The 25,029-nt window shown below is 71.3% G+C and carries 21 protein-coding genes, 3 tRNA genes and 1 CRISPR repeat array; of the genes, 16 read left to right on the plus strand and 8 right to left on the minus strand.

The genetic code is table 11. The annotated features are described in order from the left end of the window. The first annotated feature begins 14 nt into the window (after positions 1-14). The 3 genes from ACYVKX_RS07280 to ACYVKX_RS07290 all read left to right on the plus strand — a co-directional run bounded on the left by ACYVKX_RS07280 (position 15) and on the right by ACYVKX_RS07290 (position 1,718). On the plus strand, positions 15-677 hold the full coding sequence (locus tag ACYVKX_RS07280) for an alpha/beta hydrolase family protein (protein WP_460830076.1): 663 nt from the start codon (positions 15-17) through the stop codon (positions 675-677). Positions 678-916: 239 nt separating this feature from the next. Further along, positions 917-1,552 (plus strand): class I SAM-dependent methyltransferase, encoded by a 636-nt coding sequence (locus ACYVKX_RS07285; protein WP_460830077.1) that lies wholly within the window; start codon positions 917-919, stop codon positions 1,550-1,552. Between the two features lie 34 nt (positions 1,553-1,586). Beyond that, on the plus strand, positions 1,587-1,718 hold the full coding sequence (locus ACYVKX_RS07290) for a hypothetical protein (protein ID WP_460830078.1): 132 nt from the start codon (positions 1,587-1,589) through the stop codon (positions 1,716-1,718). Here ACYVKX_RS07290 and ACYVKX_RS07295 read toward each other — a convergent pair. Continuing rightward, positions 1,691-2,941, minus strand: coding sequence for an MFS transporter (locus ACYVKX_RS07295; protein ID WP_460830079.1), 1,251 nt, complete (start codon positions 2,939-2,941; stop codon positions 1,691-1,693). The genes ACYVKX_RS07290 and ACYVKX_RS07295 overlap by 28 nt on opposite strands. A 67-nt stretch (positions 2,942-3,008) precedes the next feature. Between ACYVKX_RS07295 and ACYVKX_RS07300 the strand changes: the two genes are divergently transcribed. The 3 genes from ACYVKX_RS07300 to ACYVKX_RS07310 are packed head-to-tail and all read left to right on the plus strand — an operon-like array spanning position 3,009 to position 5,264. Then, complete coding sequence (locus ACYVKX_RS07300) at positions 3,009-3,581, plus strand: ArsR/SmtB family transcription factor (RefSeq protein ID WP_460830080.1); 573 nt, start codon at positions 3,009-3,011, stop codon at positions 3,579-3,581. After that, entirely contained in the window at positions 3,581-3,916 is a 336-nt protein-coding gene (locus ACYVKX_RS07305; protein WP_460830081.1) for a sterol carrier family protein, read from the plus strand. The genes ACYVKX_RS07300 and ACYVKX_RS07305 overlap by 1 nt, the downstream gene beginning before the upstream one ends. 10 nt (positions 3,917-3,926) lie before the next feature. After that, a complete protein-coding gene (locus ACYVKX_RS07310; RefSeq protein WP_460830082.1) occupies positions 3,927-5,264 on the plus strand; it encodes a M20/M25/M40 family metallo-hydrolase in 1,338 nt (445 codons plus the stop codon). A 12-nt stretch (positions 5,265-5,276) separates the two neighbouring features. On the opposite strand, the gene ACYVKX_RS07315 is transcribed toward ACYVKX_RS07310, so the two are convergent. Further along, a complete protein-coding gene (locus tag ACYVKX_RS07315) occupies positions 5,277-7,058 on the minus strand; it encodes a sensor histidine kinase (RefSeq protein ID WP_460830083.1) in 1,782 nt (593 codons plus the stop codon). Between the two features lie 123 nt (positions 7,059-7,181). Between ACYVKX_RS07315 and purF the strand changes: the two genes are divergently transcribed. The 3 genes from purF to ACYVKX_RS07330 all read left to right on the plus strand — a co-directional run bounded on the left by purF (position 7,182) and on the right by ACYVKX_RS07330 (position 10,115). Further along, complete coding sequence (purF, locus tag ACYVKX_RS07320; RefSeq protein WP_460830084.1) at positions 7,182-8,726, plus strand: amidophosphoribosyltransferase; 1,545 nt, start codon at positions 7,182-7,184, stop codon at positions 8,724-8,726. Positions 8,727-8,733: 7 nt separating this feature from the next. Continuing rightward, positions 8,734-9,807: a phosphoribosylformylglycinamidine cyclo-ligase gene (gene purM, locus ACYVKX_RS07325; RefSeq protein WP_460830085.1), complete on the plus strand. Its 1,074-nt coding sequence runs from the start codon at positions 8,734-8,736 to the stop codon at positions 9,805-9,807. A gap of 119 nt (positions 9,808-9,926) precedes the next feature. After that, complete coding sequence (locus ACYVKX_RS07330; protein ID WP_460830086.1) at positions 9,927-10,115, plus strand: DUF3073 domain-containing protein; 189 nt, start codon at positions 9,927-9,929, stop codon at positions 10,113-10,115. A gap of 30 nt (positions 10,116-10,145) precedes the next feature. Here ACYVKX_RS07330 and ACYVKX_RS07335 read toward each other — a convergent pair whose 3' ends face one another. The 3 genes from ACYVKX_RS07335 to ACYVKX_RS07345 form a co-directional block, all read right to left on the minus strand. Next, on the minus strand, positions 10,146-11,234 hold the full coding sequence (locus ACYVKX_RS07335) for a Glu/Leu/Phe/Val family dehydrogenase (protein WP_460830087.1): 1,089 nt from the start codon (positions 11,232-11,234) through the stop codon (positions 10,146-10,148). 79 nt (positions 11,235-11,313) lie between these two features. Beyond that, the gene (locus ACYVKX_RS07340) at positions 11,314-12,558 is read right to left on the minus strand and encodes a hypothetical protein (RefSeq protein ID WP_460830088.1); all 1,245 of its coding nucleotides are present in this window, start codon (positions 12,556-12,558) and stop codon (positions 11,314-11,316) included. Continuing rightward, entirely contained in the window at positions 12,536-15,703 is a 3,168-nt protein-coding gene (locus ACYVKX_RS07345; protein WP_460830089.1) for a response regulator, read from the minus strand. The genes ACYVKX_RS07340 and ACYVKX_RS07345 overlap by 23 nt, the downstream gene beginning before the upstream one ends. Positions 15,704-15,796: 93 nt before the next feature. Here ACYVKX_RS07345 and ACYVKX_RS07350 point away from each other — a divergent pair, with 93 nt between their 5' ends. After that, on the plus strand, positions 15,797-16,321 hold the full coding sequence (locus tag ACYVKX_RS07350) for a hypothetical protein (protein ID WP_460830090.1): 525 nt from the start codon (positions 15,797-15,799) through the stop codon (positions 16,319-16,321). A gap of 79 nt (positions 16,322-16,400) precedes the next feature. Continuing rightward, positions 16,401-16,784 (plus strand): hypothetical protein, encoded by a 384-nt coding sequence (locus tag ACYVKX_RS07355; protein ID WP_460830091.1) that lies wholly within the window; start codon positions 16,401-16,403, stop codon positions 16,782-16,784. 118 nt (positions 16,785-16,902) lie between these two features. On the opposite strand, the gene ACYVKX_RS07360 is transcribed toward ACYVKX_RS07355, so the two are convergent. The 3 genes from ACYVKX_RS07360 to ACYVKX_RS07370 form a co-directional block, all read right to left on the minus strand. Then, positions 16,903-18,249 carry a type II toxin-antitoxin system HipA family toxin gene (locus ACYVKX_RS07360; RefSeq protein WP_460830092.1) on the minus strand — a complete coding sequence of 449 codons (1,347 nt, stop codon included), beginning with the start codon at positions 18,247-18,249 and terminating at the stop codon, positions 16,903-16,905. Then, positions 18,249-18,623, minus strand: a complete 375-nt coding sequence (locus ACYVKX_RS07365; protein WP_460830093.1) for a helix-turn-helix domain-containing protein — start codon at positions 18,621-18,623, stop codon at positions 18,249-18,251. The genes ACYVKX_RS07360 and ACYVKX_RS07365 overlap by 1 nt, the downstream gene beginning before the upstream one ends. Before the next feature lie 231 nt (positions 18,624-18,854). Beyond that, a tRNA-Phe gene (locus tag ACYVKX_RS07370) sits at positions 18,855-18,928 on the minus strand. 114 nt (positions 18,929-19,042) lie between these two features. Here ACYVKX_RS07370 and ACYVKX_RS07375 point away from each other — a divergent pair. From ACYVKX_RS07375 to cas2, 5 genes are all read left to right on the plus strand, one after another. Beyond that, positions 19,043-19,115 (plus strand) — tRNA-Glu (locus ACYVKX_RS07375). A 71-nt stretch (positions 19,116-19,186) separates the two neighbouring features. Next, a tRNA-Asp gene (locus ACYVKX_RS07380) sits at positions 19,187-19,260 on the plus strand. A 237-nt stretch (positions 19,261-19,497) separates the two neighbouring features. Further along, positions 19,498-22,857, plus strand: coding sequence for a type II CRISPR RNA-guided endonuclease Cas9 (gene cas9 / locus ACYVKX_RS07385; RefSeq protein WP_460830094.1), 3,360 nt, complete (start codon positions 19,498-19,500; stop codon positions 22,855-22,857). A gap of 5 nt (positions 22,858-22,862) precedes the next feature. Next, a complete protein-coding gene (cas1, locus tag ACYVKX_RS07390; RefSeq protein ID WP_460830095.1) occupies positions 22,863-23,780 on the plus strand; it encodes a type II CRISPR-associated endonuclease Cas1 in 918 nt (305 codons plus the stop codon). A gap of 10 nt (positions 23,781-23,790) precedes the next feature. After that, positions 23,791-24,096, plus strand: a complete 306-nt coding sequence (gene cas2, locus ACYVKX_RS07395; protein WP_460830096.1) for a CRISPR-associated endonuclease Cas2 — start codon at positions 23,791-23,793, stop codon at positions 24,094-24,096. Positions 24,097-24,213: 117 nt separating this feature from the next. Further along, positions 24,214-24,953: a CRISPR direct-repeat array (repeat unit 36 nt; unit sequence GAAGTCTATCGAGGGGATCCGGGACTGATTCCCAGC). The last annotated feature ends 76 nt before the right edge of the window (positions 24,954-25,029 follow it).

Consider the following 25,029-nt stretch of genomic DNA (forward strand, 5'->3'; position numbering starts at 1 on the left):
CCGAGGAGATGCCTGTGAGCGGCGGCCGCCACACGTACGGCGACCACCCGGATCAGTACGCCGAGCTGACCCTCCCCGAGGGTGACCCGCGCGGGGTCGCGGTGCTGGTGCACGGCGGGTTCTGGAGGCCGCAGTACGGCATCGAGTACGCCCAGCCCCTCGTCCCCAGCTTGGTGGCCAAAGGCTGGGCGACGTGGGCGATCGAGTACCGCCGCGGCACGGGCGCCGCCGACACGCTCGCCGACGTCCGGGCCGCGATCGACGCGCTGCCGGTGGCCGCGGACACCGTCGCCGGCATCGGCCACTCGGCCGGCGGCCACCTCGCGACCTGGGCCGCGGCCGGCGGCGGGCTCACCCACGTGATCAGCCAGGCCGGCGTGCTGGACCTGCGGGCGGCGTATGAGGAGAACCTTGGCGGCGGCGCCGTCGAGCGCTTCCTCGGACACCCGCCCGGCCCCGCGGACGACAATGTCGACCCGATCCGCATGCTGCCGCTCGACGTACCCGTCTGGTGCGTGCACGGCCGCGACGACGACATCGTCCCGATCGGCCAGTCGCGGGCCTACGTCGCCGCCGGCGACGCGGAGCTCGTCGTGGTCGACGGCGACCACTTCACCGTCATCGACCCGGAGTCGAACGCGTGGGCTCGGATCCTGGCGATCCTCGACGGGATCTAGCGCTTCGTCGAGATGGGCCTCGTTCGCCGCTGAGTTGGGCCAGAGTTCGGGAGGAAGGCCCAACTCAACGGCGAGGTCGCACAGCGCCCCGCTGCTGGCGCAGCGCCGCGAGCGCCCCGCTGCTGGCGCAGCGCCGCGAGCCGCGGGCCGACCTGGGTGAGCTCGCCCGTCGCGCGAGGCGTTTGCCAGATCGGCAACGGACGTTGTCGATCGGCGTACGACCCTCCCACACTGGACGCATGAGCCACAGTCACGAACTGACCCCCGAGAGCTTCGAGCAGCCCGCCTGGGACGAGCGGTACGCCGGCGACGGCCGGATCTGGAGCGGCCGGCCGAACGCCGTGCTCGCCGCGGACGCCACCGGTCTGACGCCGGGCCGTGCGCTCGACCTCGGCTGCGGCGAGGGCGGCGACGCGATCTGGCTGGCCGAGCGCGGCTGGCAGGTGACCGCGATCGACTTCGCCGAGACCGGCCTCGCCCGCGCCGCCCGGCACGCGGAGGAGCGCCGCGTCGCGGACCGGATCGAGTGGCGGCACGCGGACCTGCGCACCTGGACCTCCGACGGCGAGCAGTGGGACCTGGTCACCTCGCACTTCCTGCACCTGCTCGACGAGGGCATGCTCGAGGCGACCCGGCAGATGGCCGCGGCCGTCGCGCCCGGCGGCACCCTGCTCGTCGTCGGCCACCACCAGGACGACGCCGCCACGGGCCTGCGCTGGTCGGCGCCGGGCGTGCTGTTCACCGGCGAGGACCTGCGCCCGGCCGTCGACCCCGCGCTCTTCGACGTCGAGGTCGAGGACCGGGAGCGCAGCGAGACCCGCGACGGCGTCACCCACGCGGTGAAGGACGCGATCCTGCGGGCGGTCAGGCGCTAGCTCGACCGGTTCATCGACCAGCCCGACCACGGCGGTGATTGCGGCCGCGCTGGTGCTCTCCCATCTCGACGCCGACTTCACCCTCGAGAGCCCGCCCGAGCTGCGCGAGCTGGTTGCCTCGGCCACCACCCGGTTCGCTCAGGCCGCGAGCGCTGCCGGCTCGTAGCGCTCCCACTGCGCCGGCTTCGGCACGGCGCGCACCGACCGGGAGAAGGTCGGGACGCAGGCGACCAGCGCGATGAGGCCGCCGAGCGCGAGGATCGTGGCCGGGCCGCCGATCGACGAGAGCAGCGCGCCGGCGAGCAGCGGCGCGAACGGCATCGCGGAGATCGAGGCGAACTGCGCGGTCGACTGCACCCGGCCGATCAGCTCGGGCGGCGTGACCGCGATCCGGTACGCCGAGATGCCCGCGTTGCCGGCCGGGTTGAGCAGCATCCCGAGACCGAGCGCGGCCGCGACGACGAGCGGCTCGCTCCACAGCGCCATCGGCACGACCAGCGGCAGGAACGACCAGGCGATCACGACGGTGAGCCGGCCGGTCGCGACCCGCTCGATCAGCCACGGCGCGAGCACCGCGCCGACGATCCCGGCGAGGCCGGCGACCGCCTCGACCAGGCCGATCTGCCACGCGTCGAAACCGCCCTCGATCAGCCGCAGCACCGCGGCGAAGAACAGCGCGTTCACGGCCAGATTGGCCAGTGCGCCGTACACCATCAGCACCCGGAGGAACGGCCGCGCCCACACGAACTTCACGCCCTCGGCGAGCTCGCGGACCGGGCGCCGCCGAGGGCCCGAGTACGGCGCGGGGGAGAGGTCGGTCCGGATCCGGCCGAGCAGCAGCCAGGAGACGGCGAACGTCGCCGCGTCGAAGGCGAACGGCAGCCACTTCGTGACCGCGAACAGCACGCCGCCCAGCGGCGCCGAGACGAGCGCGGCGACGTGCAGCCGCGCCTGGTTCTGGCTGAGCGCGGTCGGCAGCTCCTCGGCGGAGACGACCGTGCGCACGGCCGAGATCTCGGCCGGCATGAACACGCCGGCGCCGACGCCGGTCAGCAGGGCGACCACGAGGAGGTGGGGCACGGTCAGCGACCCCGCGATCCCGGCGACCGCGAGCGAGCCGTAGGCCAGCACGCCGGCGCCGCTGGCGATCCGCATGATCCGGCGCCGATCGCGCCGGTCGGCCAGCACGCCGGCGGGCAGCAGCGCGCCGGCCAGGCCGAGCAGGTGCACCGCCTCGGCCGCCGCCGCGAGCAGCGCCGACCCGGTGAGCAGGTAGGTGATCAGCGGGAAGACGAACAGCGTCATCCGGCTGCCGATCTCCGAGACCGTCTGACCGATCCAGAGGGCCGTGAAGTCGCGGTTGCGGGCGAGGGAGCGGTACGTCGGCATATCCGCACCCTAAGTTGCGCAACTAGTGTTGCGCAATAGTGCGTGCGAGCTTCGCTAGGCTCATCTCATGGCGACGTACGACGACCCGCGCATCCTCCGCGCGATCGCCCACCCGACCCGCAACCGGATCCTCTCCGAGCTCTTCGCCGCCGGCCCGCTGCGGGCCGCCGACATCGCGCGGCTGATCGACGTCCCCGCCAACCAGGCCAGCTTCCACCTGCGCCAGCTGGCCAAGTACGGCCTGGTCGAGGACGCGCCCGACGAGGCCCGCGACCGGCGCGACCGGGTCTGGCGGCTCGCCGACGCCGACGGCATCTCGTTCCGCACCGAGGACATGGTCAGCCAGCCGGGCGGTGAGGCGGCCTACGAGGTCTTCCGCCGCAGCGCGGTCACGTGGGGCCGCCACCTCGTGGACCGGGCGTTCGCCCGCGACCGCAACCGGCGGGGAGAGAACTCGATCTCGGAGTGGGCGCTGCGGCTCACCAAGGACGAGGCCCAGCAGCTCGCCCAGGAGTTCGGCGAGGTGATCGACCGCTGGCGCGCCACCAGCCGGCCGGAGGACGACGACCGGGCGACGTACTCGATCCTCACCCTGATCCAGCCCTACCCCGAGCGCGCGGAGAAGGACGAGAAGAGCTGATGCCCGCCCGCCTCCGGATCGCCTCTCCCGACGAGGTCGCCGACGCCCTCGCGAGCGGCGACCTGCGGCTGCTCACCAAGCACTTCCTCGCCGTCCTCGAGCGGCGCGCGCCCGGCCACTCGGTCGAGGTCCGCGTCCCGCCGTACGCCGCCGTCCAGGTCGTCCCCGGCGTCCGCCACACCCGCGGCACGCCCCCGGCGGTGGTGGAGATGGACGCCGCCACCTGGATCGCGCTCGCGACCGGCGAGCTGGCCTGGGCCGACGCCGAGCAGTCGGCGAGCGTCCGCGCCAGCGGCGAGCGGGCCGACCTCTCGCCGTACCTCCCGCTCACATAGGTTGAGGCCCATGAGCGACATCCGAGCCAGGGTCCGGGCCGTCCTCCCCAGCGTCCGCAAGGATCTCGAGGACCTGGTCCGCATCGAGTCGGTCAGCGCCGACCCGGAGCGCGCCGGCGAGGTGCGCCGCAGCGCCGAGGCGGTGGCCGCGCTGTTCCGCGCGGAGAGCTTCGACTCCGTCGACGTCGTCGGCATCGACGGCGGGCTGCCCGCGGTGATCGCCCACAAGGCCGGCCCCGCGGGCGCGCCGACCGTGCTGCTCTACGCCCACCACGACGTCCAGCCCGAGAACGACCACGCCGACTGGGACTCGCCGCCCTTCGAGCCGACCGAGCGCGGCGACCGCCTCTACGCCCGCGGGGCCGCCGACGACAAGGCCGGCATCGCCGCCCACCTCGGTGCGCTGCGCGTGTACGGCGACGACCTGCCCGTCAGCGTCACCATGTTCGTCGAGGGCGAGGAGGAGATCGGCTCCGAGACCCTGCCCGCGCTGCTGACGGCCCACCAGGAGCGGCTGCAGGCCGACGTCATCGTGATCGCCGACTCCGGCAACTGGGACATCGGCGTGCCTGCGCTGACCACCAGCCTGCGGGGCCTGGTCCGCGTCGACGTCGAGGTCCGCACCCTCACCCACGCCGTGCACTCCGGCATGTGGGGCGGGCTCGTGCCCGACGCGCTGATGACGCTGGCCCGGCTGCTCGGCACGCTCCACGACGACGCCGGCAACGTCGCCGTGGCCGGCCTGCACTCGGGCCCGGCCGCCGACGTCGAGTACCCCGAGGAGCGGCTGCGCGCCGAGTCCGGCGCCGCCCCCGGCGTCGAGTGGATCGGCGACGGGTCCACGGTCGAGCGCCTGTGGACCAGGCCCGCGCTGAGCATCACCGGCCTCGACGCCCCCAAGGTCGCCGGTGCCAGCAACACCCTCGTCCCGGCCGCCCGCGCGCGCATCTCGATGCGGATCGCGCCCGGCGACACCACCGCCAACGCGACCGCGTGCCTGATCCGCCACCTCGAGGCCAACGTGCCGTGGGGCGCGACGCTGACCCACACGGTCGTCGACACCGGCGAGGCCACCCGGGTCGACGCCACCGGACCGGCGTACGACGCCGCCCGCGCCGCCTTCGCCGAGGCCTGGGACGGCACCGAGCCGGTCGACATGGGCGTCGGCGGGTCGATCCCGTTCATCGCCGAGTTCCTCGAGGCGTTCCCGGAGGCGAGCGTCCTCGTCACCGGCGTCGAGGATCCCGACACCCGCGCGCACGGCGCCAACGAGGGCCTGCACCTCGCCGAGTTCGAGCGGGTCGTGCTCGCCGAGGCGCTGCTGCTGCGCAACCTCGGCCGGGGCTGAGCCGAGCGGCAGTCAGGCCGCCGGCAGGAACACCCGGAACGTGCTCCCCGCGCCGAGCTCGGACTCGATCTCGAGCCGGCCGCCGTGCCGGGCCACGACCCTGCTGACGATGGCCAGGCCCAGCCCGGTGCCGGGCTCCGCGACGGCCTCCGGGTTGGTGGAGCGGAAGAACTCGGTCCCGAGCCTCGCCCGGTCCGACTCCGAGATGCCGATGCCCTCGTCGGTGACCATCAGCACGGCCTCGGCGCCGGTGCGGGTCACGCAGATGTCCACGGCACCGCCGCTGCGCGTGTACTTCACCGCGTTGCTGACCAGGTTCGCGCACACCCGGTCCAGCTCCGTCGCGTCGCCGAGCGCGAGGACCTCCTCGTCGGGTACGTCGGCGCGCACGGTCACGCCCTTCCGGGTGGCGGTCACCGTGACCAGGTCGAGCGCGTCGTCGACCAGCCTGCGCAGGTCGACCGGCGTCGGGATGACCGGGTTCTCCACGTCGCCGACCTTCGACAGCAGCAGGAGGTCGTCGATCACCCGGACCATCCGGCGGGCGCCGCGGTCCATCGCGTTGAGCGAGCTCCTCGTGGTGCCGGAGAAGTCCGGCGACGACTCCAGCATCTCCAGGTGGCCCAGCACCGAGGTGAGCGGGTTCTTCAGCTCGTGCGCGACCGTCGCGATCAGCTGGCCCTTGTAGGTGTCGAGCGCCTGGAGCTCCTCGACCAACTGGTGCTCGCGCTCGAAGGTGCGGGCGTTGAGGATCGCGCGGCCCAGGTCGTGGCCGATGTCGAGCGCGGTGGTCGCCTCGGCCTCGGTCCACTCCGGGGCACCGGCGAGGCGCGTGAGGACCAGGTTGCCGAGGCACTCCGGCCCGGCGCCGAGCGGGGTGAACAGCAGCGACTCGACGCCGATCTCCTCGAGGAACGCCAGGATCAGCCGGCCCTGCTCCTCGGTGATCGTTGACCCGAACGGCAGGCCGGGGGCGACCACCGCCGGCTGCTGCTGCTCCCACGCGAGCTGGGCCGCGGCCTCGGCGATCGCGACCAGCGCCGGGCTGAGCTCGATCCGGTTGCCGGCGGCGCTGTGGATCGCGCCGTGGCCGTCGTGGTCGAAGGTCTGCAGCCACATGCCGGCGGCGTTGAAGCCCTCGACCAGCGCCTCGGTGCAGTCCTCGACGATCTGGTCGAGGCTGAGCCGGGCGGTGGCCCGGCGGACGATGCGGCGCGCGGCCTCGGCCATCCGCACCTTGTCCGCGAGCTGCTCGCGCTCGAGGGCCACGATGACCGCCTGGCGGGCCTGCTCGGCGTACACGTTCAGTACGGCGCGCTGCCCCTCGCCCGGGCGGCGGCCGTCGACCGGGACGTCGATCGCGAGCGTGCCGCGCAGCGTGCCCTCGTGGTCGAGGAGCGGCGCGATCAGCAGGTCGAGCGGGTGCCACGCGTCGGGGGCGTCGTCGATGGGGTCGATGTCGGGGACCCAACCCCACTGCTCGCCGGCGGCGGCGTCGAGCCGCTCGTGGGGCACGAAGCGGAACAGCCCCCAGTCGTCGGCCTTCTCGATCTCCCGCGACAGCTGGTCGACCGGCGTACGGCGCCCCTCGAGCACCCCGCGGGCCTCGTCGCTGCCCGCGACCGCCATCACCTCGAGCCTGCCGTCGCCCCGCACGACGCTGATCGCGGCGATCCCGAACCCGGCCACCTTCGTGACGCCCTCGGCGATCAGCTGGAGCGCGTCTCGCGACGCCGCGTCCGACCAGCCGGTCGGACGGCTGGTCGTCGCCAGGCCTGCTGCGCTCTGCGACATCGCATCCTCGTCTGGGTGGGGTCCGGGCCTCATGGTACGTCGGGGACACGGTGCCGGACCCGAACCGTTCGCCCGGCCGGGTGAGGTGGGACGGGCCCGGCGCGGGCCCGTAGACTTCGGGCCGTGCCGTTCCAGAGCAGCCCCCGCAAGGGTGGCGACGGTCGGTTGACCGCGGCCCTCGATCCCCACGAGCAGGGGCCCCAGGACGCCTGCGGCGTCTTCGGCGTTTGGGCCCCCGGCGAGGACGTCGCGAAGCTGACCTACTTCGGGCTCTACGCGCTCCAGCACCGCGGCCAGGAGTCGGCCGGCATCGCGGTGAGCAACGGCCGCCAGATCCTGGTCTACAAGGACATGGGCCTGGTTTCGCAGGTCTTCGACGAGACGACGCTCGAGTCGCTCAAGGGACACCTCGCGATCGGGCACAGCCGCTACTCCACGACCGGCGCGAGCACCTGGCAGAACGCCCAGCCGACGTTCCGCCCGACCGCCGACGGCTCGATCGCGCTCGGGCACAACGGCAACCTGATCAACACCCACGAGCTCAACCAGATGGTCGTCGACCTGCCCGGCCCCGACGACGAGCTCGAGCTGCACACCCGGCCGGTCGAGGACTCGACCAACGACACCGGCCTGGTCACCGCGCTGCTCGCCCACCACCCGGACACCTCGCTCGAGCAGCGCGCGCTGGAGGTCCTCCCGCAGCTGCGCGGCGCCTTCTGCTTCGTGTGGATGAACGAGGACACGCTGTACGCCGCTCGCGACCCGCAGGGGATCCGGCCGCTGGTCCTCGGCCGGCTCGAGCGCGGCTGGGTGGTCGCCTCCGAGGATGCGGCGCTGGCCACCGTCGGTGCCAGCATCGTCCGCGAGGTCGAGCCCGGCGAGATGATCGTCATCGACGAGAACGGCCTGCGCTCGCACCGGTTCGCCGAGCCGGACCCCAAGGGCTGCGTGTTCGAGTACGTCTACCTCGCCCGCCCCGACGCCACCATCAGTGCCCGCAACGTCCACGAGGCGCGGGTCGAGATGGGCCGCCGGCTGGCCCGGGAGTTCCCGGTCGAGGCCGACCTGGTCATGCCGGTCCCCGAGTCCGGCACCCCCGCCGCGTCGGGGTACGCCGCCGAGAGCGGCATCCCGTTCGGCCAGGGCTTCGTCAAGAACGCCTACGTCGGCCGCACCTTCATCCAGCCCAGCCAGACGCTGCGCCAGCTCGGCATCCGGCTCAAGCTGAACGCGCTGGAGCACATGATCCGCGGCAAGCGGGTCGTGGTCGTCGACGACTCGATCGTCCGTGGCAACACCCAGCGCGCCCAGGTGCGGATGCTCCGCGAGGCCGGCGCGCTCGAGGTGCACGTGCGGATCTCCAGCCCGCCGGTGAAGTGGCCGTGCTTCTACGGCATCGACTTCGCCACCCGCGCCGAGCTGATCGCCAACGGCCTCGACGTCGACGAGATCGCGGCGAGCGTGGGCGCCGACAGCCTCGGCTACATCTCCCTCGAGGGGATGGTCGAGGCGACCGGACAGGGGCCGGACCGGCTCTGCCGGGCCTGCTTCACCGGCGAGTACCCGATCGCGCTCCCCGACGAGAGCCTGCTCGGCAAGCACCTGCTGGAGTCCTCGATCCGGGCGCCGGCGTACGACAAGGCGCTGCCCGTCCTCAACAACCCGTAGGAGCTCCGTGTCCGAACCTCGCCCTGCCAACGCGTACGCCGCCGCCGGCGTCTCCATCGAGGCCGGCGACAAGGCCGTCGAGCTGATGAAGGTCTGGATCGACAAGGCCCGGCGTCCGGAGATGATCGGCGGCATCGGCGGCTTCGCCGGCCTCTTCGACGCCTCCGCCCTGAAGGAGTACGACCGCCCGCTGCTCGCCACCTCGGCCGACGGCGTCGGCACCAAGGTCGCGGTCGCGCAGGCGATGGACCGGCACGACACGATCGGCTTCGACCTGGTCGGCATGCTCGTCGACGACCTGGTGGTCTGCGGCGCCGAGCCGCTGTTCCTCACCGACTACATCGCCACCGGCCGGGTCGTGCCCGAGCGGATCGCGGCGATCGTCAAGGGCATCGCCGAGGCGTGCGTCGTCGCCGGCTGCGCGCTGCTCGGCGGCGAGACCGCGGAGCACCCCGGCCTGCTCGGCGAGGACGAGTACGACGTCGCCGGCTCGACCACGGGCGTCGTCGACGCCGACCGGCTGCTCGGCCCCGGCCGGGTCCGCCCGGGCGACGTCGTGATCGCGATGGAGTCCGCCGGGCTGCACTCCAACGGCTACTCCCTGGTCCGGCAGGTGCTGCTGACGACCGCCGGCTGGTCGCTGGACCGGCACGTCGACGAGCTCGGCCGCGCCCTCGGCGAGGAGCTCCTCGAGCCGACCCGGATCTACGCCAAGGCCTGCCTCGCGCTCGCCGACCGCACCCGCACGCACGCGATGTCGCACGTCACCGGCGGCGGCCTCGCCGCGAACCTCGAGCGGGTGCTCCCCGTCGAGCTCGCCGCCACCGTCGACCGCGCGACCTGGACCCCGCAGCCGGTCTTCGACCTGGTCCGCCGGGTCGGCGGGATCTCCCAGCCCGACCTCGAGGCGACCCTGAACTGCGGCGTCGGCATGGTGGCGCTGACCCACCCCGACGACGCCGACGCGGCCGTCGGCGTACTGTCGGAGCACGGCGTCCGCGCGTGGGTCGCGGGCGAGGTGGTCCCCGCCGGAGAGCGCGGCGGCGCGGTCGACCTGGTGAATCGGCATCCCGGTTGGTGATCTTCCGCGATCCGATGTGCGGGAACAGCCGCCCAACAGGTAGCGTTGGCCGCACGACAACTCTTTGAGACAGCCCGGGAGCCATGAGCCCCGGCCGAGTGTGCGAGGGGGCTGACCCTATGGGGCGCGGCCGAGCGAAAGCCAAGCAGACGAAGGTCGCCCGCGACCTGAAGTACCGCACTCACGAGACGGACTTCGGGGCCCTGGCCAACGAGCTGCACGGGCAGACCAACAAGGACGACACCGGCCAGCTCGAGCCGGACGAGCTCGACAAGTGGTCGGACTACTCCGACTCCCGTCGCGACTGACGCTCGTCCTCGCGCCGCGCGCACGAGCCGTCAGCCCCCCGGCAGCCACACCCCGCGCAGCCGGCCGACCTCCCGCATCCGCCGCTCGGCGAGCCGGTCGGCGGCGATCGCCGGCGGTATGCCGTCGGCGGCCGCGAGCTCGAAGACGCGGAGCGTCGTGTCGAAGATGCCGGTGGCGCGCTGTCGCGCCCGGTCGAACGAGAAGCCCTCGAGCTCGTCGGCGACCTGGATGAGCCCGCCGGCGTTCACGCAGTAGTCGGGCGCGTAGCGGATGCCGCGCTCCTCGAGCGTCTTCTCGACGCCCGGGTGCGCGATCTGGTTGTTGGCCGCGCCGCACACGATGCGGGCGGCGAGCACCTCGACGACCTCGTCGGTGAGCGCGCCGCCGAGCGCGCACGGGGCGTAGACGTCGAGCTCCGAGGCGACCAGCGCCGCGGTCGCCGGCGCGACCCGCACGGACGGGAGCTCCGAGCGCACCAGCTCGACCGCGGCCGGGTCCACGTCCGTCACGATCACGGACGCGCCGGCCTCGACCAGGTGCCGGACCAGGTGGTGGCCGACCTTGCCGACCCCGGCGACGCCGACGACCCGGCCCTCCAGCGACGGGCCGCCCCAGGCGACGGTCGCGGCCGCGCGCATGCCCTGGAACACGCCGTACGCCGTGAGCACCGAGCTGTCGCCCGCCCCGCCGTGCGCGACGGTGCGGCCGGTGACGAACGAGCACTCGCGCGCGATGTGGTCCATGTCCACCGAGTCCGTGCCGACGTCGCAGGCGGTGAGGTAGCGGCCGCCGAGCGACTGCACGTGCCGGCCGTAGGCGCGCAGCAGCGCCTCCGACTTCTGGGTCGCCGGGTCGCCGATGACGACCGCCTTGCCGCCGCCGAGGTCGAGCCCGGCGAGCGCGGCCTTGTAGGACATGGCGCGGGAGAGGTTGAGGACGTCGCGCACCGCGTCGGCGGTAGAGGCGTAGGGGTGGAAGCGGGTGCCGCCGAGGGCGGGACCGAGGGCGGTCGAGTGGATCGCGATCACGGCCTTGAGGCCGGTGGCGGGGTCGTTCGCGAAGACGACCTGCTCGTGCTCGGAGCCCAGGTCGAAGACATCGGTCATGGCGTCGGACATGGATGGTCCTGCTCTCTGTGGTCGGCCACGGGGTGGTGTGGCGGCGGAGGGCACGACAGGGGTGGCGCCGTGCCCTGCTTCACACGATAGGACCCGCGGCCGGGCGCAGGAACAGCACGTCCCCGTGCGTCCCGTATCCCGGGAGCGGGCCGCCGCTGCGCCGCCCGTCGAAGGTCACCAGCAGCCACGAGTCGCCGTCGCGGACCAGCGTCGGCCACGGGATGTTCGAGGGGTACGGCGCGGCGAGCCGGCCGGTCTCGCGGAGATCGAGGTCGAGCACGGGGTACCGCCGGGCCGCGCCGTCGCTCACGAGCACCCGCCACTCCCCGGCGAGCCGCGCGAGCGTGGTGCCCTCGGTCTGGGTGCCTCCTCCCGCGGCGCGCAGCGTCAGCGCGTCCAGCGACGGACCGGCCGCGAGCACCGGGTGGAAGCGGAAGTAGCGGGTCGCGCTCACGTAGCCGACCAGCCACCCGTCCTCGGTGCGGGCCAGGTGCGGGTCCCACACCCCGACCGACCGCAGCCCGTCGGTCGGCAGCGCGAGCGGCGCCGTGTCGAGGAGGTGTACGCCGGACAGCAGGTCCGCGTCCGTCGACGCGATCGTCGCCGCGACCGGCCGCCGCCGCTCGTCGAAGTCGCCCCAGGTGCTGGTCGCCACCAGCCACCGGCCGCCCTCGCGGAGGACGTGGGTCGCGTGGTCGCCGTACGCGCCGGGCCGGTCGGGGCGACGGAAGAAGACGTCGGAGAGGTGGGTCAGCGTCAGCGCGCGCGGATCGAGCTCCCACAGCGAGGTGTGCGCGGTGTCGAAGAACCCCGGCCCGGCGCTGGTCGCGGACAGCACGATCCGGCCGTCCGGCGCGCCGTCGACGACCCGCAGGTCGCGCAGCCCGAGCTGTCCGAACCGCCCGGTGACGGGCGCGTCCGCGGTCAGCCCCGCGAGCCAGCCCTCGGCGTGGGTGTCGACCCGGTCGCGCAGGTCGACCCGCCCGCGGGCGAGCCACGGCCCGGGTCCCCGGGTGAGCACGGTCAGGTGCGTCCCGGTCAGCGCGAGCCCGACCTCGCGCACCGGCCCGCCGGCCCGGGCGAACCGCCGCGACCGGTGCCGCGTCGTCGTGCCGCCCGCGGTCACCTCGAGCCAGGCCGCACTCCCGTCGTACCGCGCGACCAGCCGGTCGCGGCCCGACGACAGCGCCAGGTCGCCCGGCCCGGTCGCGGCGACGTACGGCGCGACCGTCTCGGCCAGGGAGGAGCCGGGCACGACGAGGCCGACCGGTCGCCGGCGGCCGGCGACCTCGAAGCGGAGGTCAGCGGGGCTCGGCGGTGGCACGCTCGAGCGCCTCGACGGCGAGCTCGACCTCGGCATGGAGCTCGGCCAGCAGCGGCTCGGAGCCCTCGGTGGTCCCGGCGATGCCGAGCGACTCCAGCGCCTGGGCCGACCGGGCGACGCGGGGGAGCCCGAGGTTGAGCGCGCTGCCCTTCACCAGGTGCGCGGAGGTCAGCAGCGAGTTGGCGTTGTCGCGGTCCATCGCCTCCCGGATCGCCACGAGCTGGGCCGGGATCCGGTTGATGAACGAGGTCGCCGTGCGCTGGAAGAAGCTCACGCCGTCCTTGACCAGCCCGTCGAGCATCTCGGTCCGCTCGATGTCCAGGACGTCGTCGGCCGGCTCGGACACGGGCTCGGGTGCGGGCGAGGGCGGACCACCCGCCGGCTGCACCCACTCGCGCAGCACCCGCTCCAGCTCGGCCGCGTCGACCGGCTTGGGGAGGTAGTCGTCCATGCCGGCGGCCAGGCAGCGCTCCCGCTCGCCCTCCAGCGCGGATGCGGTCATCGCGATGATCGGGACCCGGCGGCCGATCGGCTCGTGCCGGCGTACCCGCCGGGTTGCGTCGAAGCCGTCGAGCCGCGGCATCCGGCAGTCCATGAGCACGACGGCGTAGTCGTGGGGGCGGCTCAGCAGGTTGACCGCCGCGATCCCGTCGTCCGCCACGTCGACCGTGCAGCCGAGGCTCTCCAGGATCCCGGTCGCCACCAGCTGGTTGACCCGGTTGTCCTCGACGACGAGCACGTGCACGCCGAGCCCGGGCCTGTTCCGCTGCCGCGGCTCGGGGCCCGTGGCGTCGGCGCCGACCAGCGCCAGCAGCGCGTCGCGCAGCTCGGCGTGGCGCACCGGCTTGCTCAGCGACGCGTGCACCCCGGCGGCCTCGGCCTCCTCCCGGGTGACCGACTGGTCGGGGCGCAGCAGCAGGAGCGCGACGTCGGCGAGCGCCGGGTCGCGGCGGATCCGGCGGGCCAGCTCGAGCCCGTCAGTGCCGGGCATGACGAGGTCGAGCACCGCGACCTCGAACGGCTGTCCCGAGCGGGCCGCCTCGCGCAGCGTGGCCAGCCCCTCCCGGGCGTCCGCCACGGCGACCGGCCGCATCGCCCAGTGCTCGAGCTGCTCGCCGAGGACCGCCCGGCTCGTGGCGCTGTCGTCGACGACCAGCACCCGGCGGCCGCGCAGCTCGCGCCGGCCCGCGGTCGGCGCGCCACCCCCGTCGGCGTAGGCGAAGCGGGCGGTGAAGGAGAACGTGCTGCCCCTGCCCGGCTCGCTGGTCACCCAGATCTCGCCGCCGAGCGCGTCGACGAGCTGGCGCGAGATCGCGAGCCCGAGGCCGGTGCCGCCGTGCCGCCGCGTCGTGGACGGGTCGGCCTGCGTGAACGCGTCGAAGAGCCGCTCGCTCTCCTCGGCCGCGATGCCGACGCCGGTGTCGGTGACGTCGACGCGCAGCACGGCGCCGGTCGCCGTCCGCGCGTCCAGGCGGGCCTGGATCGCGACCTCGCCGCTGTCGGTGAACTTCACGGCGTTCGAGCCGAGGTTGGTCACGACCTGGCCGAACCGCACCGAGTCGCCGCTCACGAGGTGCGGTACGTCGGGCGCGCAGCCGACGATCAGCTCGAGCCCCTTCTCGTGGGCCGGCCCGCCGAGCACGCCCGCGACCTGGTCGAGGACCTCGCGGACGTCGAAGTCGGCCGCCTCGAGCTCGAGCTTCCCGGCCTCGATCTTGGACAGGTCGAGGATGTCGTTGATGATCCCGAGCAGGGTCAGGCCGGCGCCTTGGAGGTTCTCCGCGAGCTTGCGCTGGTGGTCGTCGAGGCTGGTGCGCAGCAGCAGGTCGGTGAGGCCGATGACGCCGTTCATCGGCGTGCGGATCTCGTGGCTCATCGTCGCCAGGAACTCCGACTTCAGCCGCGACGCCTCCATCGCGTCGTCGCGCGCCTCCGCGAGCTGGGCCGCGCTCTGCTCGCGTTCGGCGACGACACCGAGCTGGTGGGCGATCTGGGCCATCAGCTGGTGGGAGTTCTCGTCCGGCGGCACCTCATCGGCGATCAGCTCGACGACGCAGACCACCTCGCCGCCGAGGTGCACCGGCATCGCGACCAGGCTGTGCGTGGCCGACCGCTCGGACGGCGTACCGACCGTGACCCGGCCGGAGTCGCGGGCCTCCTCCGCGAGCGCGCGGTCGTGCTCGACGCTCACCCCCGGGGCCCGCAGATCGAGGACCTCGGGCTCGCCCTCGACGTCGTAGAGGTAGGCGCAGGTCGCGGCCCACGTCGTGTGCTCCGGTACGCCGGCGCCGGCCATCACCAGGGCCTCGCGGAGCCCGGCAGCGCGGTTGGCGGCCATCGCCATCTGCTGGAGGAGGTAGAGCCGCCGGTTGGCGTCGAGGGCCTGGTCGTCGGCGTTGCGGATCTCGGTGATGTCCTGGGACGTGCCGCTCATCCGGACGGGCGCACCGTCCGGGCCGCGCTCGATCATGCCCCGGCCGCGGATCCAGCGGACCTCCCCGTCGGGGCGGACGATGCGGTGGTCGAAGGAGTACTCCGTGCCCAGCTCGGCGGCGTCCTCGATGACGCCGCGCGCCAGCTGCCGATCGTCGGGGTGGAGGTGCTCGAGGTAGTCGGCGTACGTCACGAGCACGCCCTGCGGCACCCCGAAGATCGAGCAGAGCTCGTCGGACCAGACGATCCGGTCGTCGACGACGTCCCACGACCAGCTGCCGATGTGGGCGATCCGCTGGGCGGTGGCGAGCTGGTGCTCGCGGATCGCGAGCGCGTCGAGCAGCTCCTTGCGCTCGGTGTCCGGGGTGATCCGGTGCAGCCAGCCGGTACGCCGGCCGCCCTCGATCACCGGCGCGTAGCTGACGCGACCCCACACCGCCGTACCGTCCGGGCGGACGAAGTAGGAGTCGAGGTTCTCCCCCGGCTCGCCCGAGACGACCATCGCGTCGAGCCCCCGCCGGAAGTCGGCCCGGCCCTGCTCGTCGAGGGTGTCGAACACCGACAGCCCGGCCATCTCCTCCGGGGCGCGGCCGAGGATCTCGGCCATCCGGGCGTTCGCCCAGGTGGTCCTGCCCTCGTCGTCGAACACCCAGAGCCCGTCGGGGATCAGGGCGAACAGGCGAGCGGCGAGGTCGCCGTCGTCCGCGCTCATGGCTCCATTCCTACCCCGCCGCCGGGAGCTGGCGCACGAGGGTGGCCGGGAGTTGGGCCGGAACCGGTCGGGTCGCGCCGGCGTCGTACCGCCGTGACGTCACTCCGGCTCGCCCTCGCCGGCCTCCTCGCCGCCCTCGGTCTCGTGGTCCTGACCCCGACATCGTCCGTCGCCTGCTCGTGTGCGATCTCGGGGGAGAGGCAGCTCCTCCAGTACGCCGACACCGTGTTCACGGGCACGCTCACCGCGACCGACGTGCCGCCGCCCGACGAGGACGGCGTCGTCTCCTCGACCGATCCCGTGACCTACCGCTTCGACGTCGACCGGGTGCTCGAGGGAGACGTCGCGACGACCGCCGAGGTGACCTCGGCCCGCTGGGGCGCCTCCTGCGGTCTCGAGGGCATGCGGGTCGGGCAGGCGTACGTCGTGTTCGCGTCGACGGCCGGCCGGACCCTGGAGGCCAACCTCTGCGGAGGCACCCGCCCCGAGCGCGACCCGTTCGTCGACCGGATCGCCGAGCTCACCGGCCCGCCGCGCCCTCCGACCGGGGACGCGGTCGTCGACGTCGCGGCCGTCGTCGCCGCGGTCCTGGCGCTGCTCGCGTTCGGCCCGTCCTGACGGGGCTGCCTGCGCGTCCGCGCGCTCTGACCCCAGATGCTCCTTGACGTGTCCCCACCTGAGCGGGGAGCGTGCGCGCATGGAGCGCGCGCCCCACGAGAACGTCGCGACCGTCCTGGTCGATCCCGGCGTGCTGCCCCAGCTGGAGGTGCACCTGATGTCCCTCGACCTGCGGCTCTGGCCGATCGCGACCGCGCCGACCTGCGCGGACGGACCCCGCCGCGCCTTCCAGGTCAGGCGCCGGATGCTGATGGCCGAGCGCGGCGCCTGGGACGACGCCGTCGCGTGGACGCCGGTGTGGATCTCCTTCGGCGAGAGCTGGTACGACGGCGCCGAGCCGCTGCCCTGGTCCGCCCACCAGACGCTCTACCGCACCCTCGAGCAGTACGCCGACCACGTCCGCTACCGGCTCGGCCTCGGCGGCGTACCCCGCCTCGAGGTGCCGCGGGAGCGCTCTGCCTGACCCGGGCGCCTGACCCGGGCGCCTGACCCGGGCGCCTGACCCGGGCGCCTGACCCGGGCGCCTGACCCGGGCGCCTGACCAGGCAGCGGCGGTCGCCGGTGTTCGTCGGAGCGCGACTTCAGTGAGTGCCGGTGCCGCGCGTCCCCGGAGTCGAGGTCCCGGCCAGCACCTGCGAAGGGTTCCTGGTCAGGTCGGGCTTCCATGTCCCCTCGACGTGCTCGACGATCCGGCTCGCCATCCGTTCGGCTTCGGCTCCGGCGTCGTCGGGCAGGGACCCCGCGGCTCGAGCGAAGGCGGCGGGGAGGTCCCGGCGGAGCTCCTCGATCCAGGCGACGGCCCGATCCGCATGGATCCCGAGGCGGCGGCCGACCTTGGCCCAATCCCCCGTGGTGACGTCGAGCATCTTCCAGTGATCCCCGACCTTCATCGGCGTGGACAGGCGCTCGTGCTGCTGGTACGGCGCTGCCGAGGCGACGTCGTACAACGGAGCGAGCTGCGCCCGCGGCCCGGAGAGGATCAGGGAGTAGTTCTTCGCGTGGGCATCGGTGCCTCCGACGAGGACGTTGAAGGCCAGGCACTTGAAGAACCGCTCCGCGCTGATCTCACGGTCGCCGATGGGCAGCCTGGCCAGGAGGTCGGCGACGTCGCCTACGCCGGGACCTCCGTCGCTCTGGTACTTCCGCTCCGGGTGGACCGCGAGCGCCTGGCACAGGTCTTCTTGGTGGACCCGCACCCAGTACCCGTCGTCCTCCTGGTAGCGGTCGTAGCGGTGCGAGATCACCGCCTGGACGTCTGCCACCTCGACGAGGCCCACCTCTGCGGCCGAGAGTCCGGCTTCGTGCGCGGCGCGCAGGCACAGCGCTTCGTTGATGTGGTGCTGGGCGAAGCCCTCGATCGCGGGCTTGATGATGTGGGTGGTCGGCGTCGCGTCACGCGGGATGCCCCACCGGCTCGTGTCGGGGTCGCGGTGCAGCGCCATCTTCGGTTGAGCGCCCGCGAGGCTCCAGCGGCCGCCGAAGCGGCCCGGGTCCCAGCTCTCGCCGTTCTCGGCAAGGTCGTGTGCCATGGCCGCGAAGTCGTCGTCCGTGAGCCACTCGATGTCGCCGTCGCGCGCCAGGGTGTCGCCGGCCGCAACCTCCGGTGGAAGGACCTGGACGGCGCCGGCGGCGTCGCGGCCGACGTGCAGCAGGAGCGCGAACGGGTTGCCGGGCGACACGTTGTACTGGCGCGCCCACCGCTGGCGAGCCGATGGGCTGTCGGGCAGGAGGCCGTCCAGGTACGCCCGCACCGCCTTGGTGCCGTGCTCGGCCCGCGCCAGCGGCATCGACAACGACAAGGGCGTCGCCTCCGGGTCGAGGCGGTAGTCCTCGTCGTAGACGAAGGAGAGCGCGCCCTGAGGGGTCTGCGTCGCGGTGCCGATCGGGATCCCGTCGAGGTAGACGCGCAGTTCCCGCACGCGGGCCATCAGCGACCCCGGAAGACGACGTCGAAGGGGTCCTTCTTCGGCGATGCGTTCTTCGATGCGCGAGCGGCTCCGGGCCTCTTCGAGGTGGAGGCACCTGACTTCGCCCGGGCGGTCTTCGCGGCCCTCACCGCCTCCGGAGGCTTCCCGGTCCTTCGGGGCGCCGCCGCCGGGGCGGTCACGTCGAGGTTGAGGCCGAGCACGACGAGGGCGTCGAGGACGCGCTGAGCCTCCAAGCGAGGGTGGCCCTGTTCGAGCCGCACGACCCAGTCGCGACTGACGTTGAGTCGCTCGGCGAGCCCGGCCTGGGTCATCCCCTGGGCGCGGCGAGCGGAGCGCACGTGGGCGCCCAGATCGCGGACGGTGGTGGCCTTCACGGTGGTCTCCCTTTGGATGGCAATGTCGTCGCGCTGCGACAGATCCAAATGTAGTCGCTCTACGACAAATCCGAAAGTCGTCGCTCGGCGACATTCCGCACGGCGCGAGGGGGGCGTGGCCTCGGGTATGGTCTTCTGCCCTGCCAGCGAGCCTCCCGTCACAGAGAGAGTCGCAGAGAGAAACGGCCCCCGATCTGCGCAGCCGCAGACCAGAGGCCGAATCGTGCTCGGTGGGCAGGGGCGGGGTCGAACCGCCGACCTTCCACTTTTCAGGCGGACGCTCGTACCAACTGAGCTACCTGCCCGAGCGACGCACACCCTACAGGAGCCCTCACCGGCCCACGAAAACCGCGTCCGCCCCTCCCGGCCGGCTTTGGAGCGCCCGTCGGCCGGACCCTATGCTTCTCGGTGCACGTCCGGCCCCCATCGTCTAGCGGCCCAGGACCCCGCCCTTTCACGGCGGTAGCACGGGTTCGAATCCCGTTGGGGGTGCGAGACACCGCCGATTGTGTAACCGAGTGGTGTGTCGGCTAGAGTTCCACCGCTTCCGCATGGAGGCACCTGGCCCCGTAGCGCAGTTGGTTAGCGCGCCGCCCTGTCACGGCGGAGGCCGCGGGTTCGAGTCCCGTCGGGGTCGCCGACGACGAGGCCCTCCGATCTGTAGAACGCAGTTCGGAGGGCCTTTCCCGTCCAAGCATGTCTAGCCCGCATCCCGGGAGACTCGGAATGCCGCCCGTTGACCTGCGGGGGCGTTTGGCCGGTTGATGTTCATCGGTCCCGGCCAAGTTCGCGCTGAGGTCCTGCCGCGGTGGCTCTTGCCGAGTACATGCGAAGTTTTCCGGCGAACGTCGGGGGTCTCTGCCAGTCTTCGAGCATGGCTAAGACCGCGCCGCGCGATCCGCGCTGCTACAGGATCGGCATCGATGTCGGCACCCATTCGGTGGGTCTTGCTGCCATCGAGTACGACGCCTTGGGTCGACCGACGGAGATCCTGGTCGCCATCTCCCATCTCCACGACTCCGGCGTACTAGAGCCGAAGACCAACACGACTAGGCTTGCTGCGTCGGGGATGGCGCGGCGCACGCGACGTCTGGTGCGGCGCCGGCGCCGGCGATTGCAGTATCTTGAGGACAAGTTCAAGGAGTGGGGCTGGTCCGAGCCCAGTCGGAGTTCCGACCCTTATTCACCATGGCGGGCGCGGGCTCGACTGTCGGCGAATGAGATCGTCGATGAGCGCGAGTTGGGCCAGACACTGGTATGCGCGCTCCGTCACCTTGCCCGTCATCGTGGGTGGCGCAACCCCTACCACTCTGCCAATGCCTTCTACCGCGCAGGGGCTCCAAGCGAACAGTTCGTGGCCTACAGAGCTCGTGTTGAGGAGGCAGTCGGCCGGACGTTCGCTGACGACGTGACCGTCGCGGAGTTGGCGATCGCCGCGATCGACCACAACAACCGGCGTGCGCTTCGGATGGGAAAGACGGCGAAGCGCCGTGACGATCGCACATCGGACAGCTATCTCGGCGGCAAACTGATGCAGCAGGACAACGCCAACGAGATCCATGCCTGGGCGCGGACGCAGGGACTGTCCAACGAGCGGCTCCGGGAGATCATCGATGTCACGTTCCAGGCCGAGTCGCCGAGAGGATCGTGGATCAAGCGGATCGGCAAGGACCCACTGAACGGTGAGCTGCGAGCTCCCAAGGCGACGGATACGTTCCAGCGGTTCACCATACTGACGACTCTCGCCAACGTCAGAGCGAAGGATGGGAATGGCGTCCGTCCGCTCACCTTGGTTGAGCGCACGCGCGCCTACGAACACCTCGTGAACCTGAAGCCGAGGGACCAGCCGACGTGGTCCGACATCGCCAAGGTTGTCGACCTGGCCCGCGGTGCGCTTACTGGCACCGCCGTGCTGCATGACGGGCAGGAGCGCTTGCCTCAGCGACCTCCGACCATGGTCACCAATGCCCGGATGCGGGAGGTCAAGAAGCCGCTCTCTCCGCTCCGGGTGTGGTGGGATGCGGCAGATCGCGACGCTCGGGACGCTTTGATCCTGCTCCTGGCGGATGGGTTCGAGGATGACAAGAGCCCGGCCGGTTCGTCGGCGCGTGAGGTCATCTTCGGGCTTGACGAGGAAGCGCTGGGCTCGCTCGACAGCCTGGACCTTCCGGCGGGCCGGGCGGCGTACTCGCTGGGCACCATGCGGCAGATCATCGACTTCCTGCTCGGTCACGATGGCGACCTCTATGTAGCGCGTCGAGCACTCTTCGATGTGCCTGAGGACTGGACCCCGCCGGCCGAGCCCATCAACGCGCCCGTTGGAAACCCGGCTGTCGACCGAGTGCTCAAGATCGTCGGCCGCTTCACGGAGGCAGCGGAGGCTGAGTGGGGCGTCCCGGCTCAGGTGACGCTCGAGCACGTCCGCGAGGCGTTCGTGAGCGCAGCGACGGTCGACAGCCGCGACAAGGAGATGCAGCGTCGCATGGAGGCCAATGAGCTCCAGCGTCAGCGAATAAAGGCCGGTGAGAATGATGGCGGCCGCACCACGATGGCCGACGTACGGCGATACGACGCGATCACCCGGCAGAAAGGACAGTGCCTGTACTGCGGAGATACGATCACGTTCAAGAACTCCGAGCTGGACCACATCGTTCCGCGCAAGGGGGTCGGATCGACCAACACGCGCTCGAACCTTGCTGCCGTCTGCATCTCCTGCAACCGCTCCAAGGGCAACGTCCCTTTCGGCGTGTGGGCGACTCGGAGTAGGCGCCCAGAGGTGACGGTGGAAGAGGCCGTTGCGCGGCTGCGTTTCTGGACCAAGGACAAGGGCCTCAGTCCACGTACTTGGTCGCCTTTCGTCGCTGACGTGAAGGAGCGCTTGGAGCGGACGGAAGCCGACCCGGAGATCGACGGCCGGTCGATGGAGTCGGTGGCCTGGATGGCCAATGAGTTGCGCGGTCGAGTCGCCGCGCACTTCGGGTCGGGCACCGAGGTGTCGGTCTACCAGGGTGCGGTGACTGCTGGTGCTCGTCAGGCGGCCGGCATCGCCGACAAGATCCCGTTCATCGGCGGTGGCGGAAAGACTCGCCTCGACCGACGTCACCACGCGGTAGACGCGGCCGTGGTGACGCTCCTGGATGCGTCTGTCGCTCGAACGTTGGCCGAGCGCAACAGCCTGCGATCGTCACGTGACTACGAGCCGCGAGAGAAGCAGGATGACTGGAAGACCTATTCCGGCAACAGTGCGGCCGCGAAGGCGCGATTCGTCGAGTGGCGGGCATCCATGGGAAAGCTGGCCGAGCTTCTGGGCGAGGCGTTCGCCGATGACAGGGTTGTCGTCATGGAGAACCTGCGACTTCGGCTCGGCGACGGTCGCGTTCATGAGGACACGGTGCGCCCCCTCGTGAGACGGCTCGTCTCCGCGGCGTGCACGCGAGATGAGATCGATGCGGCGTCGACTCCTGCGCTGTGGCACGCGCTGACCCGCGATCGCGGCTTCGATCCAGTCGAAGGATTGCCGGAGAACCCGGAGCGTCGGCTTCGCCTCCACGGCAGTCACCTTGCCCCGGACGACGAGATCAGCTTCTTCGGAGATGCCTCGAAGGAAGAGATCCAGCGCAAGGCGGCGTTGCTGGTCCGCGAGGGTTGGGCACAGCTCGGGGACTCGATCCACCACGCCCGGATCTATCGCTGGACCGACAAGGGCAAACCGAAATGGGGGATGCTGCGGGTCTTCGCTGCCGATCTCTACAAGCACCGGCGCGAGGATCTCTTCGCAGTGGAGCCCGATCAGTCCTGGATCTCGATGCGCAACGCTCATCCGTCGATCGGCCGCGCGGATCTGTCCCAACTTGAGTACGTCGGGTGGCTAGTCCCAGGCGATGAGCTCCTAATCGACCCGGCGGCGTTGGATCGGGATGCCATCGGCACATTCATGTCGACCTTCGAGGAGCCCATCCGACGCTGGATCGTGAGCGGCTTTGAAACTGCGACCATCGTGAATCTCCGTCCCTTGCAACTGGCCGGCGAAGGTCTGGACCGATTCGCCGAGCTCTCTGGCGCGTCAGAGGGACAGGTCGCGGTGGCCAGGTCAATACTCACTACCAAGTCGTGGCGCCCGAGTGTGAATGCGCTGTTCAGTTCGACCAGGCCAAGCGTTGTCCGACGCGATGCGCTTGGCCGCCCACGACTCGTGTCGAATGCTCACCTCCCTGTTTCCTGGTCTGCCGGGTAGTCGCCGTGGCGCGCGGTTGGCGGGTTCTTGATGCGACCTCGTTTCAAGGGGTTGTTGGAGGCGCCCGCGGACGCGTTACCTTCGACGGTCGCGACGGCAGCCGCCGGGAGGTCCCAGCGGAAGAGGTCGCTGTTCTCCTCCTGGGGAGCGACACGCAGTTCTCGACCACGGCACTCCACTACTTGGCGAAGCACGACATTGCGACTCTGGCCTGCGATTGGAAGGGCGTGCCGTTCGCCGGCTTCTATCCCTGGGCCGAGCACGGGCGAGTGGCCGCGCGGCACATCGCCCAGGCGGAGCTGAGCCTGCCGCGTAGGAAGAACGCCTGGATGCAGTTGATCCGAGCCAAGATTCGTGGCCAAGCTGCCGTGTTGGCCGAGCGTGACGATCTCGGGTCGGAGCACCTGCGCGGGCTGGCGGCCAGAGTTCGCTCGGGCGACCCGGACAACCTTGAGGCGCAAGCGGCCCGCTTCTACTGGTCTCTGCTGTTCGGTGAGTTCAGACGCGATCAGGGCTCCGGCGATGACGTCAACGTGATGCTCAACTATGGCTACATGGTCCTTCGCGGCTACGGCGTGCGCGCCTCGCTGTCGGCAGGGCTATCCCCGCCGATCGGCTTCTTCCATCACGGTCGAGGCAACTACTTCAACCTTGTCGACGACCTGATTGAGCCGTTCCGGCCGGCCATTGATCATGTCGTTGCTAGGTTTGGCGAGGGCGCGAGCATCCGCCACCCGTCGGTCAAGGCCGATTTGGTCTCGGCTGCTTCGCAGCTGTTCTCCGGTGAAGGGCATCGGATCCCCAAGGTCTTCGATGATCTTGCTCAGCAGGTGGGTCGCTACGTCGAGGGAGACGTCGAGAAACTCCGGGTGCTGGCATGGTCCGGTCCCAAGCAGGCGGTCGACGCTAATGGCGAAGAGTGACGAGTCTGGCATGTGGAGCGTCGTCATGTTTGACCTGCCGGTGAAGACCAAGGTTCAGCGTACGAAGGCGAACAAGTACCGAAAGCTCCTCATCGACCTTGGCTGGTCACGAGAGCAGTACAGCGTCTACGTCCGCTACGTGCCGACGGGGACGAGTGTGGTTCCCGAGATCATGCAGATGCGCGACCAGGTCCCTCGGCAGGGGAGGGTGGAGATCGTATCGATCACCGACCGCCAGTGGTCGAAGGCGCTCAGGTTCTTCAACGCCGAGCAAGAAGAGCCCTCGGAGCCGCCAGACCTGCTGACCCTGTTCTGATGCGGGGTTTTGGCGCCGTGTGGTGGTCCGCTGGGCCGGATCCCCTCGATAGACGCCAGATTCTTGAGCCTGACCGGTGACGTTTGCCCTGGTCAGGATGCCTTTTCCTGGTTCTCTGAAGTCTATCGAGGGGATCCGGGACTGATTCCCAGCAACTTGCGTAGCCGACCATGGCCCGCTCGAAGTCTATCGAGGGGATCCGGGACTGATTCCCAGCGAGACCGGCGCCACGTCTCCGGACACCTGAAGTCTATCGAGGGGATCCGGGACTGATTCCCAGCAGGAAGCAGCTCGGCTGGCGGGACGCCGGAAGTCTATCGAGGGGATCCGGGACTGATTCCCAGCGACGGAGATCGTGTAGGAGACGGAGCCCGAAGTCTATCGAGGGGATCCGGGACTGATTCCCAGCGCTCGGCGTCACCCCTGCCGCGGGCACCGAAGTCTATCGAGGGGATCCGGGACTGATTCCCAGCTCCTTCGGGTCCACCCACACCCTGCGCGGAAGTCTATCGAGGGGATCCGGGACTGATTCCCAGCCGCTCGTACGCCGCCTGAGCCGCGATCCGAAGTCTATCGAGGGGATCCGGGACTGATTCCCAGCACCTTCTTGCCGAGGGCCTGGCCGCCGAGAAGTCTATCGAGGGGATCCGGGACTGATTCCCAGCGGCGGGTGTAGCCCGTGTTGCCTGCCAAGAAGTCTATCGAGGGGATCCGGGACTGATTCCCAGCCGTACGTCCGCAGGGTCACTGTCCGGGCGAAGTCTATCGAGGGGATCCGGGACTGATTCCCAGCGATTCACGACGGCCGGTGTCACCACGCCGAAGTCTATCGAGGGGATCCGGGACTGATTCCCAGCACGCTCGGCCGGAAGATGTCAAGGCTGGTGAGACAGTCGTTGTCTAGGCGGTCTGTATCAGGGCCTCCTGGGAGGG

It is taken from the genome of Nocardioides hungaricus, from assembly GCF_054782915.1.